Source organism: Kineococcus sp. GCM10028916, from assembly GCF_042674865.1.
GTDB lineage: Bacteria > Actinomycetota > Actinomycetes > Actinomycetales > Kineococcaceae > Kineococcus.
Genome location: NZ_JBHTFM010000003.1, coordinates 629627 through 647584, shown reverse-complemented (window position 1 = coordinate 647584; position 17958 = coordinate 629627). Strand labels below are relative to the sequence as shown.

Annotated in this window: 16 protein-coding genes; 5 read left to right on the top strand and 11 right to left on the bottom strand. The window is 73.3% G+C overall.

The genetic code is table 11. The features are described 5' to 3' along the window. The 5 genes from ACFQ46_RS05625 to ACFQ46_RS05605 form a co-directional block, all read right to left on the bottom strand. Positions 1–351, bottom strand: coding sequence for a UBP-type zinc finger domain-containing protein (locus tag ACFQ46_RS05625; protein WP_380258001.1), 351 nt, complete (start codon positions 349–351; stop codon positions 1–3). Then, positions 348–1739, bottom strand: a complete 1392-nt coding sequence (locus ACFQ46_RS05620; RefSeq protein WP_380257999.1) for a sensor histidine kinase — start codon at positions 1737–1739, stop codon at positions 348–350. The genes ACFQ46_RS05625 and ACFQ46_RS05620 overlap by 4 nt, the downstream gene beginning before the upstream one ends. After that, a complete protein-coding gene (locus ACFQ46_RS05615) occupies positions 1736–3433 on the bottom strand; it encodes an FAD-dependent oxidoreductase (RefSeq protein ID WP_380257997.1) in 1698 nt (565 codons plus the stop codon). The genes ACFQ46_RS05620 and ACFQ46_RS05615 overlap by 4 nt, the downstream gene beginning before the upstream one ends. 55 nt (positions 3434–3488) lie before the next feature. Continuing rightward, positions 3489–3809 carry a hypothetical protein gene (locus ACFQ46_RS05610; RefSeq protein WP_380257995.1) on the bottom strand — a complete coding sequence of 107 codons (321 nt, stop codon included), beginning with the start codon at positions 3807–3809 and terminating at the stop codon, positions 3489–3491. Positions 3810–3927: 118 nt separating this feature from the next. Further along, positions 3928–4665 carry a class I SAM-dependent methyltransferase gene (locus ACFQ46_RS05605; RefSeq protein WP_380257993.1) on the bottom strand — a complete coding sequence of 246 codons (738 nt, stop codon included), beginning with the start codon at positions 4663–4665 and terminating at the stop codon, positions 3928–3930. Between the two features lie 59 nt (positions 4666–4724). On the opposite strand from ACFQ46_RS05605, the gene ACFQ46_RS05600 reads away from it, so the two are divergent. Then, positions 4725–6359 carry an ABC-F family ATP-binding cassette domain-containing protein gene (locus ACFQ46_RS05600; RefSeq protein ID WP_380257991.1) on the top strand — a complete coding sequence of 545 codons (1635 nt, stop codon included), beginning with the start codon at positions 4725–4727 and terminating at the stop codon, positions 6357–6359. A 2-nt stretch (positions 6360–6361) separates the two neighbouring features. On the opposite strand, the gene ACFQ46_RS05595 is transcribed toward ACFQ46_RS05600, so the two are convergent. Next, positions 6362–7930 carry a DUF4038 domain-containing protein gene (locus tag ACFQ46_RS05595; RefSeq protein ID WP_380257989.1) on the bottom strand — a complete coding sequence of 523 codons (1569 nt, stop codon included), beginning with the start codon at positions 7928–7930 and terminating at the stop codon, positions 6362–6364. Positions 7931–8144: 214 nt separating this feature from the next. Between ACFQ46_RS05595 and ACFQ46_RS05590 the strand changes: the two genes are divergently transcribed. From ACFQ46_RS05590 to ACFQ46_RS05580, 3 genes are read left to right on the top strand one after another with little or no spacing between them, the layout of a single operon-like run. Then, positions 8145–9362: an MFS transporter gene (locus ACFQ46_RS05590; RefSeq protein WP_380257987.1), complete on the top strand. Its 1218-nt coding sequence runs from the start codon at positions 8145–8147 to the stop codon at positions 9360–9362. After that, positions 9359–9835 carry a GNAT family N-acetyltransferase gene (locus tag ACFQ46_RS05585; protein ID WP_380257985.1) on the top strand — a complete coding sequence of 159 codons (477 nt, stop codon included), beginning with the start codon at positions 9359–9361 and terminating at the stop codon, positions 9833–9835. The genes ACFQ46_RS05590 and ACFQ46_RS05585 overlap by 4 nt, the downstream gene beginning before the upstream one ends. 51 nt (positions 9836–9886) lie before the next feature. Beyond that, on the top strand, positions 9887–11131 hold the full coding sequence (locus ACFQ46_RS05580) for an Nramp family divalent metal transporter (RefSeq protein ID WP_380257983.1): 1245 nt from the start codon (positions 9887–9889) through the stop codon (positions 11129–11131). Between the two features lie 10 nt (positions 11132–11141). On the opposite strand, the gene ACFQ46_RS05575 is transcribed toward ACFQ46_RS05580, so the two are convergent. Beyond that, on the bottom strand, positions 11142–12170 hold the full coding sequence (locus tag ACFQ46_RS05575; protein WP_380257981.1) for an aldo/keto reductase: 1029 nt from the start codon (positions 12168–12170) through the stop codon (positions 11142–11144). An 88-nt stretch (positions 12171–12258) separates the two neighbouring features. On the opposite strand from ACFQ46_RS05575, the gene ACFQ46_RS05570 reads away from it, so the two are divergent. After that, positions 12259–12825, top strand: a complete 567-nt coding sequence (locus tag ACFQ46_RS05570; RefSeq protein WP_380257979.1) for a TetR/AcrR family transcriptional regulator — start codon at positions 12259–12261, stop codon at positions 12823–12825. On the opposite strand, the gene ACFQ46_RS05565 is transcribed toward ACFQ46_RS05570, so the two are convergent. The 4 genes from ACFQ46_RS05565 to ACFQ46_RS05550 all read right to left on the bottom strand — a co-directional run bounded on the left by ACFQ46_RS05565 (position 12826) and on the right by ACFQ46_RS05550 (position 17865). After that, positions 12826–14616: a prolyl oligopeptidase family serine peptidase gene (locus ACFQ46_RS05565; RefSeq protein WP_380257977.1), complete on the bottom strand. Its 1791-nt coding sequence runs from the start codon at positions 14614–14616 to the stop codon at positions 12826–12828. Then, on the bottom strand, positions 14613–15644 hold the full coding sequence (locus tag ACFQ46_RS05560; protein WP_380257975.1) for a hemolysin family protein: 1032 nt from the start codon (positions 15642–15644) through the stop codon (positions 14613–14615). The genes ACFQ46_RS05565 and ACFQ46_RS05560 overlap by 4 nt, the downstream gene beginning before the upstream one ends. Continuing rightward, positions 15641–16990, bottom strand: coding sequence for a hemolysin family protein (locus tag ACFQ46_RS05555; RefSeq protein ID WP_380257973.1), 1350 nt, complete (start codon positions 16988–16990; stop codon positions 15641–15643). The genes ACFQ46_RS05560 and ACFQ46_RS05555 overlap by 4 nt, the downstream gene beginning before the upstream one ends. A 113-nt stretch (positions 16991–17103) precedes the next feature. Next, complete coding sequence (locus ACFQ46_RS05550) at positions 17104–17865, bottom strand: YqjF family protein (RefSeq protein ID WP_380257971.1); 762 nt, start codon at positions 17863–17865, stop codon at positions 17104–17106. Between the last annotated feature and the right edge of the window lie 93 nt (positions 17866–17958).

The window sequence follows — 17958 nt, the reverse complement described above, 5'->3', positions numbered from 1 at the left end:
TCAGTGCAGCAGCGTCGTCCAGTTCCACGGGACGCGGCCGTGCGGGCCGGGGGCGGGCTGGTCCTCGGGGTGGTTCAGCGGCGGGGCGAGGTCCGGACCGGACTCGAAGGTCTCCTCGGTGCCGAAGTCGTAGAACCACTCCTCGCCCGGTTCGTAGGAGCGCACCACGGGGTGCCCGGAGGACGCCGCGTGGCCGCTGGCGTGCTGGCCGGGCGAGGAGTCGCAGCAGCCGACGTGCCCGCACGCGGCGCAGCGGCGCAGGTGGAACCACCAGCCCTGCGGGTCGGAGACCTCGCAGTCGGCGCAGCCGGGGCCGCTGGGGGCGGCGGTGGGGTCGATCGGTTCGGTCACTGTTCTCCTTCGGGAGCGGTGGCTTCGGAGGTGGGGGGTTCGGGGGTGAGCGGCAGCCACACCCGGAAGACGGTGTTGCCGGGTTCGCTGGTGACGCCGAGGCGCCCGTGGTGGCGGTGCACGACGATCCGCCAGGCGATGTCGAGGCCGAGACCGGTCCCCTGACCGACGTCCTTCGTGGTGACGAAGGGTTCGAAGATGCGGCCCAGGAGTTCCGGGGGGATCCCCGGTCCGTCGTCGGCGATCTCGACCACGACCCCGGGGTCACCGTCGCGGACCCGCACGGTGACCGTGCCCGGTCCCGGCGCCAGCGCGTCCAGGGCGTTGTCGAGGAGGTTGGTCCAGACCTGGCCGAGCTCGCCGGCCTGCCCGAGCAGCTTGGGCACGTCGGCGTAGTCCTTCACGACGTGGGCGTTGCCGACCGCGCGGCCGGCGCCCGCACCGAGCATCTCGATCGCCGCGTCGAGCAGTTCCCGGACGTCGACCCAGCCCTCGGCCGCGCGGTCGAGCTGGGCGTAGTTGCCCGCCGAGGCCAGCAGCGCGCTGATGCGGGCCGACGCCGAGGCGGCCTCGGCGACGAGGGAACGCACCGACAACCCCCGCGCGTACGTCTCGACGGCGGTCCTCCCGCCCAGCGACCCGAGGAACTCGGCGCTGACCCCGTGCTCGACGAGGACCGGGGCGAGGTCGTCGGGCTCGGCCACCCCCAGCTCGTCGAGGACGTCCAGCAGCCGGTCCTCCGCCTCGGCGCGCGCCAGCGGATCACGTGGCACCGCAACGGCTCCGGTCACGGGGACGGGAGGTGCGAGGACGTCCAGACCCTCCTGCAGCTGCCCGAGGGTCCGAGCCAGCGCCGCGGCGGGGTTGCCGAGTTCGTGGGTGAGTCCCGCGGTCAGCGAGCCGAGGGCCAGCAGGCGCTCGCGAGCGCCGATGAGTTCCTGGGCCTCGGTGATCCCGATCCGCAGGCCCTCCAGGAGGTGGACGGCCATCGGGAACCACTCGCGGACGACCTTGCCGAACTTCCAGGCCGGCAGGACGAAGAAGCGGGCGGGTTCGAGGACGCGGACGGAGGAGCCGTACCCCTCGGGTGCGTCGTCGCCGAGGTAGGCCTCCCACGCGCCGCAGTAGACGCCGCGCTGGCGGGTGCGGCCGACCTCGAGGTCGTCGGTGCCGCCGCCGCGGTGGGAGAGGGCGATGGCGCCGGAGAGCAGGACGTAGAAGCAGGTGGCCTTCTCGCCCTCGGCGTAGAGCGGGCCGGGCGCGACGTCGACGACCTCGCCGGCCGCCGACAGCATCCCCAGCTGCTCCTCCGACAGCTTCTCGAAGAGGAACAGGGTCCGCAGTTCCTCGGGGGCGAGCCGCACGGCGGGGTTCGCGTCGGGGTTCACGACTGGGCCAGGTAGCGGTGGACGAGCATGACGGCCATCGCTCCCTCACCCACGGCGGACGCGACCCGCTTCACGGAGTCCGCGCGAGCGTCGCCGGCGACGAAGACCCCCGGGACGGAGGTCTCGAGGTGGTACGGCGCGCGGTCCAGGGTCCAGCCGGGTGGGCGTCCGTCGACGAGGTGCAGGTCGGGGCCGGCGACGACGAACCCGTGGGCGTCGCGCTGCACGGTCCCCTCCAGCCACCCGGTGCGCGGGGAGGCGCCGATGAAGACGAAGACGTGGGTGGCGGGGAGTTCCTGTTCCTGGCCGGACTGCCTGTCCCGCACCACGATCGAGTGCAGGTGCCCGTCGCCGGCGGCGCGGACGACCTCGGTGCAGGTGCGCACGTGGACGTTGTCGAGGGCCCGGATCTGCTCGACCAGGTAGGACGACATAGACGCCTCGAGCGAGGGGCCGCGCACGAGCATCGTGACGCTGCGGGCCGAGCGGGCGAGGTTCACCGCGGACTGACCGGCGGAGTTCGCGGCGCCGACGACGAAGACGTCCTCCTCGGCACAGGCGTTCACCTCGCTCAACGCGGCCCCGTAGTAGACGCCGCGGCCGGTGAACTCGTCGAGGCCGGGTCCCTCCAGGGTCCGGTAGGACACCCCGGTCGCGAGCAGGACGGTGTGCGCCGCGACGCTGGTCCCGTCGGCGAAGCGGACGACGTGCGCGCCGCCGGAGGTCTCCAGGGCGGTGACGCTGCGCGCGGCGAGGGTCTCGGCGCCGAACTTCGCGACCTGTCGCCGTGCCCGGTCGGCGAGCTGCGCGCCGGAGAGGCCGTCGGGGAAGCCGAGGTAGTTCTCGATCCGGGAGCTCTGCCCGGCCTGCCCGCCGGTGGCGTGCTCCTCGACGAGGACCGTCCGCAACCCCTCGGAGGCGCCGTAGACCGCGGCCCCCAGCCCGGCGGGGCCGCCGCCGACGATGGCGAGGTCGTAGAAGTCCTGCTGCGGGCGGGTCGAGAGCCCGACGTGCTCGGCCAGGGCGGTGTCGTCGGGGTCGACGAGCACGACGGGGCCGTCGGAGCCCGGGGCGACCACGACGGGCAGGCGGGACGGGTCCACCACGCTCATCAGGCGCACGGCCTCGGGCTGCTCGGCCAGCAGCCACCGGTAGGGGACCTCGTTGCGCGCCAAGAAGTCCCGCACCGCGAAGGACCGCGCCGACCACCGGTCGCCGACGACGACGACCTCGTCGACGGGCCGCGCCGGGATCGCCCGCCAGCCTTCGAGGAGGGCGTCGAGGACGGGGTAGAGCTTCTCCTCCGGCGGGTTCCACGGTTTGAGCAGGTAGTGGTCGAGGTCGACGTCGTTGATGGCCCGGATCGCCGCGGAGGTGTCGGCGTAAGCGGTGAGCAGCACCCGGCGGGCGGTGGGGAAGAGGTCCATCGCCTGCTCGAGCAGTTCGACGCCGTCCATCTGCGGCATCCGGTAGTCGGCGAGGACCGCCGCGACGGGTTCCCCGCGCAGCTTCAGCTCGCGCAGGGCACCGAGCGCGTCGGCGCCGGACTCCGCGCGCACGATCCGGTACTCGCGGCCGTAGCGGCGGCGCAGGTCGCGGGCCACCGCCCGGGAGACGGCCGGGTCGTCGTCGACGGTCAGCAGGACGGGGCGCGGTGCCGCACCGGCACCGGGGGTGTCCTCGAGTTCTGCCACGCCCGGAAACTGTCATCCGCCCGGACGCGGGTCAAGTGGCCCGCCGGGAGTGCAGTCAGTCGACGGATGCCCGTGCGTCGCGCCGGGCCGTCCGTGCGGCGCTCCACGCGGAGCTGACCACCAGCAGCACCCACACCGGGGCCGTCACGCGCCAGAGGCCGGGCATGACCGAGAGCACCACGACGAGGACCTGGGCGATCACGAACGCGACGGCCGTCGACGTCCGTCCCAGGTACGCGTGCCCGAGGCCGGGCCAGAGCAGCGAGAGGCCCGCCGCGGCCAGGGCCCGGGTCCGGAGCGGGTCGCGGCGCACCTCGAGACCGCTCGTGCGGTGACTCGTGCGGTGACGCGTGCGGTGCCCCTGGGCACCTTCCATCCTCGTGACGGTCATGTCAGCCCCCCCGGCCGTTCGCTCGTCCGGGTGCCCCCCGGCACCCGAGGGGCAGTCTGCCGTCACGGGGCGTGATCCCGCTCGGGTTTCGCCCGGACGGCCCTCAGCGGAGCACGAACCGGGTGCAGTGCGTCCGGTAGGGGACGCGGACCTCGTCCCGGCCGCGCAGGTCGGGGTGGCCGTCGAGGACGTCCGCCACGGCGGCCAGGAGGTCACGGCGTTCGTCCTCGGGCAGCACGATGACGTAGCTGCGGGAGGCGACGAGGTCCAGGATCCCGGCCCGGTCGGTGACGTGCTCGAACCGGGTCCCGAAGCGGTGGGCGGGGCCGAACGGCGGGCCGACCTCGGTCGTGTCGGTGCGCATCTCCTGCTCCTGCCCGCGCTGGGCCAGGTCCCAGACCTGGCGGACCCAGTCGACGGTGTCGTCGCGCACGTTCCAGACCAGGCCGAGGCTCCCGCCGGGACGCAGGACCCGGGCCACCTCGGGCACGGCCCGCCCCGGGTCGACCCAGTGCCACGCCTGGGCCACCACCACCGCGTCGACGGACCCCGACGCCAGCCCCGTCGCCTCCGCCGAGCCCTCGTGCGCCTCGACCTCCGGCAGGGCCTCCCGCAGCTGCGCGAGCATCCGGGTCGAGGGTTCGACGGCGACGACCTCGTGCCCCGCCGCGACCAGGGCCTGGCTGAACTTGCCCGTCCCCGCGCCGAGGTCGAGCACCCGGGCCGCGTCCCCCACGAGGAAGTCGACCGCGTCGCGCGGGTAGCCGGGCCGGGCCCGGGCGTAGGAGTCGGCGGCCGCGCCGAAGGACCGGGCGTGCTGGGTGGCGTCCACGGTCGTCATCCTGCGCCCCGGGGAGAACGTGAGCGACGAGGGGTCATGCGACGGGCGAGAATGGTCCGGTGAGTGCAACCCTCGTCGCCAAGGACCTCAGCGCCGCCCACGGCACCCGCGCGCTGTTCTCCGGTCTGGACCTCGTCGTCGCGCCCGGGGACGTCGTCGGGCTGGTGGGGGCCAACGGCGCGGGGAAGTCGACGCTGCTGCGGCTGATGGCGGCCCAGGACACCCCCGAGACGGGCACGATCTCGTTGTCGCCGCCGAGCGCGACCGTCGGCTACCTGCCGCAGGAACCCGAACGCCGCCCGGGTGAGTCGGTCGCGCAGTTCCTCGGCCGGCGCACCGGCGTCGCCGAGGCCCAGCAGCAGATGGACGACGCCGCGAACGACCTGGCCGAGGGGAAGCCCGGCGCCGACGACCGCTACGCCGACTCCCTGGACCGCTGGCTGAACCTGGGCGGTGCGGACCTCGACGAACGCACCGACGAGGTCCTCGCCGACCTCGGCCTGACCGTCTCCGCGGACGCGGCGATGACGTCGCTCTCCGGCGGGCAGGCCGCCCGCGCCGGGCTGGCCGCGCTGCTGCTCTCGCGCTACGACGTGTTCCTGCTCGACGAACCCACCAACGACCTCGACCTGGACGGTCTGGCCCGGCTGGAGAAGTTCGTCACCGAACTGCGCTCCCCCGCCGTCGTCGTCAGCCACGACCGGGAGTTCCTGGCCCGCACCGTCGACCGGGTCGTGGAACTCGACCTGGCCCAGCAGGTCGTGCGGGTCGTCGGGGGCGGGTACGAGGCGTTCCTCGCCGAACGCGAGGTGCAGCGCCGCCACGCCCGCGAGGCCTACGACGACTTCGCCGACACCAAGGCCGGCCTCGAGGCGCGCGCCCGGATGCAGCGCGGCTGGATGGCGCAGGGCGTGAAGAACGCCGTCCGCAAGGGCGACCCGGACAAGAACATCCGGGCCAAGATGCGCGAGGGCAGCGAGAAGCAGGCCGCGAAGGCCAAGCAGACCGACAAGATGATCGAACGCCTCGACGTGGTCGAGGAACCCCGCAAGGAGTGGAAGCTCCAGATGGAGATCGCGGCCGCTCCCCGCTCCGGGACGGTCGTCGCGACGACCCGGGAGGCCGTCGTGCAGCGCGGGGGTTTCACCCTCGGGCCGGTGACGCTGCAGATCGACGTCGGCGACCGGGTCGCCGTCACGGGCCCCAACGGCGCGGGCAAGTCGACCCTGCTGAACCTGCTGCTGGGTCGTCTGGCGCCCGACTCCGGTTCCGCCGCACTGGGTTCCGGGGTGGCGGTCGGCGAGGTCGACCAGGCCCGCGGGTTGTTCCTCGGCGAGCAGCCGCTGGCCCGCGCGTTCTCCGACGCCGTCCCCGACTGGCCCGACGCGGAGGTCCGCACCCTGCTGGCCAAGTTCGGCCTCGGTCAGCACCACGTCGCCCGGACGGCGTCGAGCCTCTCGCCGGGCGAGCGCACCCGCGCGGCCCTGGCCCTGCTGCAGGCCCGCGGGGTGAACCTCCTCGTGCTCGACGAACCGACGAACCACCTCGACCTGCCGGCCATCGAGCAGCTGGAACAGGCACTGGAGAGCTACGCCGGGACCCTGCTGCTCGTCAGCCACGACCGCCGTCTGCTCGAGGCCGTCCACGTGACCCGTCGCTTCGCCGTCGAGGACGGGCGGGTCCGCGAACTCTGACGTCAGGCGATCGCGGAACCGCTGAAGTCGTCGCAGCAGACGAAGACCCGCGGCGCGCCACCGGGATCGGGGATCGTCCCGTCCTCCTCCTCGCGCACCCCGCGGGCCACGACCTCGCCCGTGGTCGGGTCGATGACCCGGTAGGGCCGCGGCACCTCCGCACCCCGGACCACCCGCACGTCACCGCCGTCGTGGGCGTAGACGAGGAGGAACCGGCCGGGGACGATCAGCCCGCGGGGCACGGTGCTGTGTTCCCAGCTGGGCCGGGCACCGGTGAAGGGCAGCCCCTGCAGGACCCGGGCGAGGACCCCGGGGTAGGTCGACCCCTCGAAGTCCAGGGCCTCCCGCCAGCCCGCGCCGGGCGCGCTGAAGAACGTGGACTGCCCGGTCTCGTCGGGACGCAGCTGCCACTGCCACAGGCTGCCCGCCCCGTAGACGACGCCCATGGTCGCGCCGGCGCAGAGGTTGCCCCACGCCTCGTGGCCCTGCCACCAGCCGGCGTTGAACCCGGAACGGCCGGTGTTCTCGTAGCTGGGTTCGCCGTTCGCGACGGCCTTCTCCGGCTGGTTGCGGGCCATGTCCGCGACCCGTTCAGGGACGTGGTCGCCGCGGTGACCGGTCTGGCACCACTGGAAGTCCAGCCAGTCCGCGTCCTGGTGGGCCCGGTTGTGCGCGAACGGGCGGTAGTGGATCCCCGTCGGGTGGCGGTGGTCGTCCCACGCCTGGACCTCCCGGCCCCCGGCCAGGGTCTGCGGTTCCTCCCCGCTCCCGTCGGCGCCGACCAGCCAGACGACCGGACCCGCGCCGTAGCGGGCCACGAGGTAGCGGCAGTAGCGCGCGTACTCCGCCGGCGGCACCGTCCCACCGGCCGCCCGCAACCCCTTCCAGCCGAACCCCTGGAACACCGGCTGCAGGACGGGGACGAGGTCGTGGGCGCGCAGGACGTCGAGGAGGCGGTCGAGGTCCTGGAAGTAGTCCGGCCGCAGCGCCCGCAAGGTGGCCTGCGGCAGGTCGTCGAAGGCGACGCCGAACCCCTCGTCCGCGCCGCGGTCCTCGGGTCCGCGGGCGTCGCTGTCCGGTTGCAGGCTCATGAGCAGGACGGCGTTGAACCCCTTCGCGGCGCGGTCGCGGGCGTAGACCTCGACCTGCTCGGGGGTGGCGCGCCAGGGCAGGGCCCAGGCGGTGTCGCCGACGAGCAGCGCGGAGGTGCCGTCGGCGTGGACGAGGTGACGTCCCTCCTCCGACATCCGCCAGAACCCGTGCCGCTCGAACCGTCCGCGGGGCGCGTCGGCGCCGATCGCGACGGTGCCGCTGACCCCGTGCAGGCCCGGGTCCGACGCGTTCGCGGAGCTGGTCCAGCTCCACTCCCCGACGGGGCCCGGGGAGGAGAAGCGCACCCGCCAGGTGCGTCCGCCGTCCCAGAACGCGGGACGGCGCAGCACGAGGCCGTCGGGGTGGCTGAACACGACGTGGACGTCGAGCCCGCCGTAGGGGTCGGGGTGGTCCTGCCGGGCGGTCAGGGTGAGCTCGACCGGACGCCAGGGTGCGGTCGGGAGTGTCGCCGTCGTCACGGGGTCAGTCTGTCTCCCGCCCGCCCGCGCGGCTCTGAGGGGTTCCTGAGGTCTTCCGGCCACGCCCGGGAGGGTCTGGGACGCAACGATTCCGGGACGGCGTCCCGCCGGGCTGGAACAGACCCGCGGCGGCGGGCGATGATCGAGGTGTCGACAGGCGACGGAGCACTGGTCGAACGCCCCTGTCCACCCCCGCACCAGAGGATCCCCACCCGTGCCCATCGCCATCCTGGCCCTCGCCGTCGGCGCCTTCGGGATCGGAACGACCGAGTTCGTCGCCATGGGGCTGCTGCCCCAGATGGCCGCGACGTTCGGCGTCTCCATCGCCGGCGCCGGCTGGCTCATCACCGCCTACGCCCTCGGCGTCGTCGTGGGTGCGCCCACGCTGACGGCGCTCACCCACTCCTGGCCCCGCAAACGCGTCCTCATGGGCCTGATGGGGATGTTCGTCCTCGGTCACGCCGCCACCGCGCTCGCGCCGACGTTCCACCTGCTGGTCGGGGCGCGCTTCCTGTCCGGCCTCTCGCACGGGGCCTTCTTCGGCGCCAGCGCCGTCGTGGCCCGCAAGCTCGCCCCGCCCGGACGCCAGGGTCAGGCCCTGGCCCTGGTCTTCACCGGGCTGACCGTCGCGAACGTCGTCGGGGTGCCGCTGGGCACCTACGTCGGCCAGCAGCTCGGCTGGCGGTTGACCTTCGCCCTCGTCGGGATCATCGGTCTGGTGACCATCGCCTCGATCCTGGCCCTCGTCCCCGAGGTCGAGACCCGCACCGGGTCGCTGCGCTCGGAGTTCGCCGCGTTCCGCCGCCGCCAGGTGTGGTGGACCCTGGCCATCACCACGGTCGGGTTCGCGAGCATGTTCACCGTCCTGAGCTACGTCTCGCCGCTGCTGACCGAGGTCGCCGGGTTCTCGGAGGGTTCGGTCAGCTGGGTGCTGATCCTCTTCGGGCTCGGGGCGACGTTCGGCAACGTCCTCGGCGGCCGGCTCGCCGACTGGCGGCCCTACCGGACCCTGGCCGTCGGCTTCGTCGCGCAGGTCGTGGTGTTCGGCGCGGTCTACCTGCTGGCGGAGAGCAGGGTGGCCGTCGCGGTGGGCGTGTTCCTCTTCGCCTTCACCGGGTTCACGATGTCCGCGCCGATCCAGACGCGCGGCATCACCGCCGCCGGCGGTGGCGCCTCGATGGCCTCGGCGGCGATGCAGGCCGCGTTCAACGTGGGCAACGCGATGGGCGCCTTCCTCGGTGGGCTCGCCATCGACGGCGGTTTCGGCTACGCCTCGACCGCCCTGGTGGCCCTCGTCCTGGCGCTGCTCGGCCTGGCGATCCTGGGTGAGGCGACCCGCGTGGACAAGAACGGTCGCGCCCCGCTCGACCCGGAGGTCGCCGCGATCCCCTCGCAGCGTCGTCGCGGGGTCCGTGACACCGTGGATTCGTGACCAGCTCGACCACCCTGCAGATCGAAGAACGCACCCTCGGCGACCCCGACCTCGACACCCTCGTCGTGGCGGCGGTCGCCGAGCTGAACCGCCGCTACCGGGTCCCCGGCGAACCCGACGACGACTACACCCTGGCGCAGGACGCCGTCTGCCTCGTCGCGTTCGTGGACGGCGTCCCCGCCGGCTGCATCGCCCGCGAGGCGGTGACCGAGGCCGGCTGGGACGCCACCGCGGAGATGAAGCGGGTCTTCGTGCACGACGACTTCCGCGGCCGGGGCGTGGCCACGGCCCTGGTCGCGGCCTACGAGGCCGCCGCCCGCCGCGACGGGTTCACCCGGGTGCGGTTGGAGACGGGCACCAAGCAGCCCGAGGCGATGGCCCTCTACGAACGCCTCGGCTACGAACGGTCCACGACGAACTTCGGCCCGTGGGCGGACAGCCCCCTGAGCGTCTGCTACACGAAAAACCTCTGAGCGCACCGAACTCCAGAGTTCGGTGCTCCGAACTTCTGCCATGATGCTGCGATGACGACGGACGCCCGCGCCGACGCGCCCGCCCGCACCGCCCGACGCCGGCCCCTGCTGCGACTGCTGGGGCCGGCGTTCGTCGCGGCCATCGCCTACGTCGACCCCGGCAACGTCGCCGCGAACCTCACGGCCGGCGCCGGGTACGGGTACCTGCTCCTCTGGGTGCTCGTCGTCGCCAACGCGATGGCCGTCCTCGTGCAGTACCTGTCGGCCAAACTGGCCGTCGTCACCGACCGGACCCTGCCGGAGGTGCTGCGGGACCGGCTGGGTCACAGGTCCCGGCTGGCCTTCTGGGCCCAGGCCGAGCTCGTCGCGGTGGCCACCGACCTCGCCGAGGTCATCGGCGGGGCCGTCGCCCTGCACCTGCTGTTCCAGATCCCGCTGCTGCTGGGCGGGGTCATCGTCGGCGTCGTCTCCGTCGCCATGCTGGCCCTGCACCACCGCAACGGGGTGCGGCGGTTCGAGACCGTGATCATGGGTCTGCTGCTGATCATCGCCATCGGTTTCGTCTCCGGGGTCTTCTACTCGCCCCCGGACGCGGGCGAGGCCGTGAAGGGGCTCGTCCCGCGCTTCGACGGGGCCGAGACGGTGCTGCTCGCGGCCAGCATGCTGGGCGCGACGGTCATGCCGCACGCGGTCTACCTGCACTCCGCGATGGCCCGCGACCACCACGGCACCGTCGCCCCGGAGCAGCGCCGGCGGGTGCTCGGCGCGACCCGGATCGACGTCGTCGCGGCCCTCGCCGTGGCCGGTCTGGTGAACATCTCGATGCTGCTGCTGGCGGCGTCCGCGCTGCGCGGGGTCCCCGGCACCGAGACCCTCGAGGGCGCGCACGCCGCCGTGGCCACCCACCTCGGGACCGGCGCGGCCCTGTTCTTCGCGATCGGCCTGCTGGCCTCCGGTCTGGCCTCGACGTCCGTCGGGGCCTACGCCGGCGCGGTGATCATGCAGGGGTTGCTGCGGATCGAGGTCCCGCTGCTGGTCCGCCGGGTGGTGACGTTGATCCCGGCGCTGGTGTGCCTGGGGATCGGGGTCGACCCGACCCGCGCCCTCGTCGTCTCCCAGGTCGTCCTGAGCTTCGGGATCCCGTTCGCGCTGATCCCCCTGGTCCGGCTCACGAGTTCCCGCGAGCTCATGGGCGAGCACGCCAACCGCCGCGCCACCCAGGTCGCCGCGACGGTCGCCGTCGTCGCCGTCGTGGTGCTCAACGTCGCCCTGCTCTGGCTGACGTTCACGGGGTGACCTCTTCCCACTAGGCGGCGGACCGCGCGTCCGCGGGACGGCGTCGCAGCGACGGGGTGAGGATCGGCGGCGTCCGGTAGGCCATGTCGAGCGGGCTGACGTCGGTCCCGGGCGGGACGATCTCGTCGATCCGGTCCAGCACGGCGTCGTCGAGGTGGAGGTCGGCCCCGGCGAGGAGGTCGTCGAGCTGCTCCATCGTGCGCGGGCCGATGATCGCCGACGTCACGCCCGGGTGGGCGATCGCGAAGGCCATCGCGAGGTGGGTGAGCTTCACGCCGAGCTCGGCGGCCAGGACGAGGAGCTCCTCGACGACGTCGAGGCGGCGTTCGTCGCTGAGGTACCGGAAGCCGTAGGCGGCCCGGCGACCGTCGGTCTCCTGCCCCTTGCGGTAGCGGCCGGTGAGCATCCCACCGGCGAGCGGTGAGTAGACCAGCGTCCCCATGCCGTAGCGCTGCGCCACCGGCAGGACCTCGTTCTCGATCCCGCGGTTCATGATCGAGTAGGTCGGCTGCTCGGTGCGGAAGCGCTGCAGCGCGCGCCGTTCGGCGACGACCTGGGCCTCGACGATCTCGCTCGCCGGGAAGCTCGAGGTCCCGATGGCGCGGACCTTGCCGGCCCGGACGAGGTCGGTCAGCGCCGACAGCGTCTCCTCGACGTCGGTCTCGGGGTCGGGCCGGTGGACCTGGTAGAGGTCGACGTGGTCGGTGCCGAGGCGGCGCAGCGAGTTCTCGAGCGCGGTGGTGATCCAGCGACGGGAGTTCCCCCGCATGTTCGGGTCCTCCCCCATCGGGAGGTGGAACTTGGTCGCGAGGACGACGTCGTCGCGGCGCCCCGCGAGGGCCTTGCCGAGGATCTCCTCCGACTCCCCCTGGGAGTAGAAGTCGGCGGTGTCGACGACGTTCACCCCGGCGTCGAGGGCCTTGTGGATGATCCGGATCGAGTCCTCGTGGTCGGGGTTGCCGATCGCGCCGAACATCATGGTGCCGAGGGCGTAGGGGCTGACCTTGATTCCGGTTCGACCCAGGTTGCGGTACTGCACGGGGACCCTCCAACGGGTAGCATCGACGTAAGCGGAACGTGCTTCCGCAACTGTACGGAACGACGTTCCGTTTACGCAAGGGGGTCCGGTGGCGGAGGAACGACGGGTGCGGGCGGACGCCCGCCGCAACGTGGAGTCGCTGCTGGCCGCGGCCCGCGAGGTCTTCGCGACCGCCGGCGTCGACGCCCCCGTCCGCGAGATCGCCGCGAAGGCCGGCGTCGGGGTCGGCACGGTCTACCGGCACTTCCCGCTGCGCTCGGACCTGGTGACGGCGGTGTTCACCCACGAGGTCGACGCCTGCGCCGACGAGGCCCCCCGCCTCGCCGCCGAACTCCCGCCCGTGGACGCGCTGCTCGCCTGGCTGCTCCGGTTCACCCGGTTCATCGCCACCAAGCGCGGCCTCGCCGCGGCCCTGCACTCCGGCGACCCGGCCTTCGAGCCCCTGCCCGCCTACTTCCGGGCGCGCTACCTCCCGGCCCTGGAGTCGCTCCTCGACGCCGCGGCCGGTGAGATCCGGCGCGACGTCGACGCCCACGACCTGCTGACCGCCGTCGCGAACCTGTCGATCCCCGCCGAGGGCGACCCCGAGCACACCGAGCGCATGGTCGCCCTCCTCGTCGACGGCCTCCGCTTCGGCGCCCCCACCCCCTCCTGATCAGGGGAGGTGGCGGCGGACGAAGTCGAGTTCGACCCGCATCTGCCGGACCCGCTCGTCGTCGAGCAGCGAGCCGTGGCCCGCGTCGTAGCGGTACACCTCGTGGGTCGCGCCGCGGGCGTCCAGCCGCTCCAGGTAGTTGTCGATCTGCCGGATCGGGCAGCGGGGGTCGTTGCGACCGGCCAGCACCAGCACCGGCGCGGTGACGGCGTCGACGTAGGTGAGGGGTGAGCTGTCGGCGTACTTCTCCGGGACCTCGCTCGGGGACCCGCCGAACAACGACCGGTCGAAGGCCTTCAGCCCCTCCATCTCGTCCTCGTAGGCCGCGACGTAGTCGGCGACGGGAACCCCGGCCAGCCCGAGCGCCCACCGCTGCGGCTGGGTACCCAGCCCGAGCAGGGTGAGGAAACCGCCCCAGGACGCCCCCGCCAGCACCAACCGCCGCGGGTCCGCGATCCCCTCGGCGACGAGGTGGTCGGCGACGGCCGCGATGTCGGCGAGTTCGACGTGCCCGACCCGTGTCTCCAGGGCGTCGCGCCAGACCGAGCCGTAGCCCGTCGACCCGCGGTAGTTCACCTGGACGACGGCGAAACCCTCGTCGACCCACGTCGCGCAGTACGGGCGGAACGCGTCGGTGTCGTGCGCGGTCGGACCGCCGTGGACCTCGACGACGAGCGGCAATGGCACCGGCACCGGCCCGTCCGCCCCGGCGGGGAGGCGGAGCAGGGCGTGGATCCGCCCGCCCTCTCCCTCGACCCACACGTCGCGGACCTCGACGGACTCCGGCGCCGGTTCCCCGGGCGCCCGCAGCAGGACGTCCCCGGCCAGGTTCCGCACGACGCTCGGCTGGGCGGCGGACGACCACGTGAGCCACACGTCGCCGTCGGGGCGCGCGGTGGCGCCCCCGACGCTGCCCTGGTCCGGACCGATCCGCTGCACCACACCGGTTCCCAGGTCCATCCGGTAGGCGAGGGTGCGAGCCTCGTGGTCGACGAGGACGACGAGGCCGGTCGCGTCCCGCGTCCACTCCGCACCGGCGACCTCCCCCGGCACACCGAGGACGATCGGCACCTCACGGCCGGTGAGCAGGTCGAGGACGAGCAGTTCGGCGCGACCGGACCGCTCGTGCTCGACGAGCAGTCGAGCGTCCCCGCGGACGGGGGAGAAACCCAGCGGCGAAACGCCCTTGCCGGCGCCGTCGGACAGTTCAGCGACCGTGGACCCGTCGGTCATCGCCAGCACCCGCAGGTCCGGGTGCCGGGAGTCGCCGTGCTCGGAGTGCGCGATGGCCAGGAACTGCTCGTCCGGGGAGAGGTCACCGGCCCAGGCGTCCTCGCGGTGCTCGTAGATCCGCTGCGCCTGCCCGTCGCGGACGACCTCGATGCGGGTGCCGTAGTCGTCGTCCTGCGAGCCCACGACGACGACCCCGCTGCGCCCCATCGACAGACCCGCCGGGTAGGCGGCCGGCAACCCCAGCGGGTCCTCGACGGAGGTTCCCGGGGCGGAGCCGAAGGGTTGCCGCCGCCACACGCCGTACTCGTCGCCGGCGGTGTCGTCGAACCACCAGACGAACTCCCCCGCGTGGTCGATCGTCGCGCTCGACGTGCCCTCCGGGCGGTCGGTGAGGCGGCGCAGCTCCCCCGACGCGGCCTCGAAGGAGTGCACCTCGAGGACCCCCGCGACGGTCGCCTCGACGACGCACCGGTCCGGTGCGTCCTCCGCCCACTCGGGTAGGCCGACCCGGCCGGCACGGAAACGCTTCTCCCAGCGGGGCACGTCAGCTTCGGTCACCCGACCGATCGTGCCACCGACCCCTCGCGGGGGAACAACCGGCGCAGCACGTCGGCCAGCGTGACGACCCCTTCGACGTGTTCGGCCCCTCCGGCGTGACTGGTCACGACGGCCAGGTGCTGGCGGGTCTCGCGCATCCGCGTCAGCGCCACGTGCACGCTGGTGTCGGCGTCCAGGGTGAACGCCGGCCGGACGAACGGCGTGACGGGGGTCCCGTCGGGTTCGGTGAGGGTGTCGCGGACGTGCACGACCCCCGTGATGCGCTCGGGCGAGCCGATGAGGATCCGCAGGTGTCCGGTGCGGCGGGTGACCTCGCGGACCTCGTCCACGCTCGCCGAGGCGGGGACGCAGACCGGCGCCGAACCGAGCAGTTCCCGCACCGTCAGCCGCTCCAGTTCCAGCGCCCCGGACAACTGCTCGGAGAACCCCGCGTCGAGCGCGCCGACGTTCGTGGAGTGCTCGAGCAGGTGCCGCAGCGCGTCGGGGCTGTGCCCGGCGGCCACCTCAGAGGCGGGTTCCGCTCCGGCCCGCCGGACCAGGGCGTTGGCCATCGAGTTCAACAGCAGCAGGACCGGGCGGAACACCCAGATGAACCCGCGCATCGGCAGGGCCAGGAGCAGCGCGGACCGTTCCGGGTGGGCGATCGCCCACGACTTCGGGGCCATCTCGCCGACGACGAGGTGCACGAAGGTCACGACGAACAGGGCCAGGACGAACCCCAGCACGTCGGCCGCGACGGCCGGCAGCCCGACCGCCTCGAACGCCGGCGTCAGCCAGTGGTGCACGGCGGGTTTGCTGATCGCGCCGAGCGCCAGCGTGCAGGCGGTGATGCCGAGCTGGGAACCGGCCAGCAGCACCGTGAGTTCCGAGGCGCTCTTGAGGGCCGCGCGCCCGGCCGCCGTCCCGGCCGCGTCCTCCAGCCGGTGCCGCTTCGCGGCGAGCAGGGCGAACTCGGCGGCCACGAAGAACGCGCTGAGCCCGACGATGACGAGGGTCACCGGGACGATGACGAACGGGTTGTCGGTCACCGGTCTCCCTCCTGGGGCAGTTCCAGACGCACCCGGGCGGGGACGTGGCGTTCGACGGTCAGGACCTCGATGCTCAGCGTCCGAGGTCGGGCGTCGAGGTCGCCCGGGTCGAGCGGCAGTTCGACCAGGAGTCGCGTCGCGGGGTCCGGCAGACCGCCGTGGGTGGCGATGACCAGCCCGGCGATCGTCTCGTAGTCCCCGCGGGGCAGGTCGACGCCGAGCGCGCGTTCGACCTCGTCGACGTGCACCTCCCCGGACATCTCCCAGATCCCGTCGCCCTCGACGGGGACGTACTCGGGACGGGCGTCGTCGTGCTCGTCGGTGATCTCGCCGACGAGTTCCTCGGCGAGGTCCTCGACCGTCACGACACCGGCGAAACCGCCGTACTCGTCGACGACGCAGGCGAGCTGGTTGCGGGTCGCGCCGAACTGGCGCAGGACGTCGGGTAGCGTCGTCATCGTCGAGGCCACCAGCGCGGGCCGCATGATCCGGGTCACCGGGGCGGTGTCGGGTTCCTCGGTGGCGAGGAGGTCGGCGAGGTGCACGACCCCCATGACGTCCCCGGAACCCTGGGCCAGCACCGGGTAGCGGGAGTGGCCGACGGCCATCAACGCGCGGACGAGGCCGAGGTCGTCGGACTCGGTGACCGTGTCGACCCGCGACCTCGGGATCATCGCGTGCTCGACGTCGCGCTGCGGGAAGTCGAGGATCCGGTCCAGCATCACCGCGAGTTCCGGGGAGAGGTCACCGCTGTCGCGCGACTCCTCGACGATGTGCTCGAGGTCGCGGGGCGTCGCGGCGTGCTCGACGTCGTGGACGGGTTCGATCTTCAGCGCCCGCAGCAGGGCGTTGGAGGCCTGGTCGAAGAACCAGATCAGCCAGCCGAAGACCTTGAGGTAGCCGAGGGTGGAGCGCGCCAGCCAGGTCGCGACGGGTTCGGGTTTCGCGATGGCCAGGTTCTTCGGGAACAGCTCCCCGAACAGCATCTGCACGACGGTCGAGAACACCAGCGCGAACACCGCGCCGATCCCGACGCTCACCCCGACCGGGATCCCGACGCCGCCGAGCAGCGCGCCGAGGGACTCCCCGATGAGGGGTTCCGCGACGTAGCCGACGAGCAGGCCCGTCACGGTGATGCCCAGCTGGGCCCCGGAGAGCATGAACGAGGTCCGCCGGGTGACCTTCAGCGCCCGTTCCGCGCCGGCGTCACCGTCGGCGGCGCGGGCGTTCAGCCCCGAGCGGTCCACCGACATGTAGGCGAACTCCTGGGCCACGAAGTAGCCCGTGACCACGGTGATCGCGAGGACCACCACGACGCCCAGGAGCAGCGCGAGGACGTCCGTCACCGGACCACCCCCGCAGGTTCAGGCGGGTTCGTACTCGGGGGGTCGTCCGATCGAGCGTCGTCGCGCACGGCGGCGGCGTTCCTTCCTGGGTGTCCGGAGGCGTCTGTCCCCGGTCAACGGGTCCGGGTGCCGGGGAGTTCCCGCGGCAGCGCGAACCGCGTCGTGACCCGCTCCGCGAAGCAGACGTGGTCGGGCGGTCCGGCGAGGTCGAACCCCGCCGCCCCGCGCAGGCCGTCGTCGAGGACGAGCACCTCGGCACTGCGCAACGGCCACGGCTCGTGCTCGTTCGCGACCCACCAGGTGCGCCCGCGGTGGGCGACGTGCAGCCCGAACCGGGCGGTCACGAACGCCGCGACCTCGTCCTCCACCCGGTCGGTGCCGAGGCGGACGGCGATCCGGCTGCGCACGCCCGCGCGGGTCCGGCACGTCCAGGCCAGCTCGCGCGCACCGTCACGGACCCGTTCCGCCCGCCGCATCCGCGACCACCGGTACGGCAGCCCGAACGCCGTCTGCGCGCCGAGGACCACCGCGAGCCGGGTCGCGTCCAGGCTGGCGAACACGACCCCGCGCCGGCCCTCGTCGTCCACGGAGTAGAGCCGCACGTTCGTCTCCAGGAACGTCCCCGCGTACGGCACCGCGGGAGCCCGCCCGGGTCCGGCACCGCGCAGCGTGAACGGGATGAGCCCCACGTAGGTGACCCCGTCCAGGACGTCCGGGCGGACCCCGGGCGGCAGGTGCGGCGCGACGACCGCCGGGTCGACCGCCCAGTGCAGGAAGGCGAGGTCGTCCCAGTGCTGGTGCATCATCACCGGCCCCGAGAGGGCCGGGGCGGTGACGGGTGGGAGACGGTCCAGGGTCGGGACGGTGGCGGGCACGGTTCATCGTGCCTGGCCGGGGCGCTCCCGGCACGGCAGCCACTCCTCGTGCGGTCGCGGGTGGTTGCCGTCGCAACTTGCCTTACCCTGGAT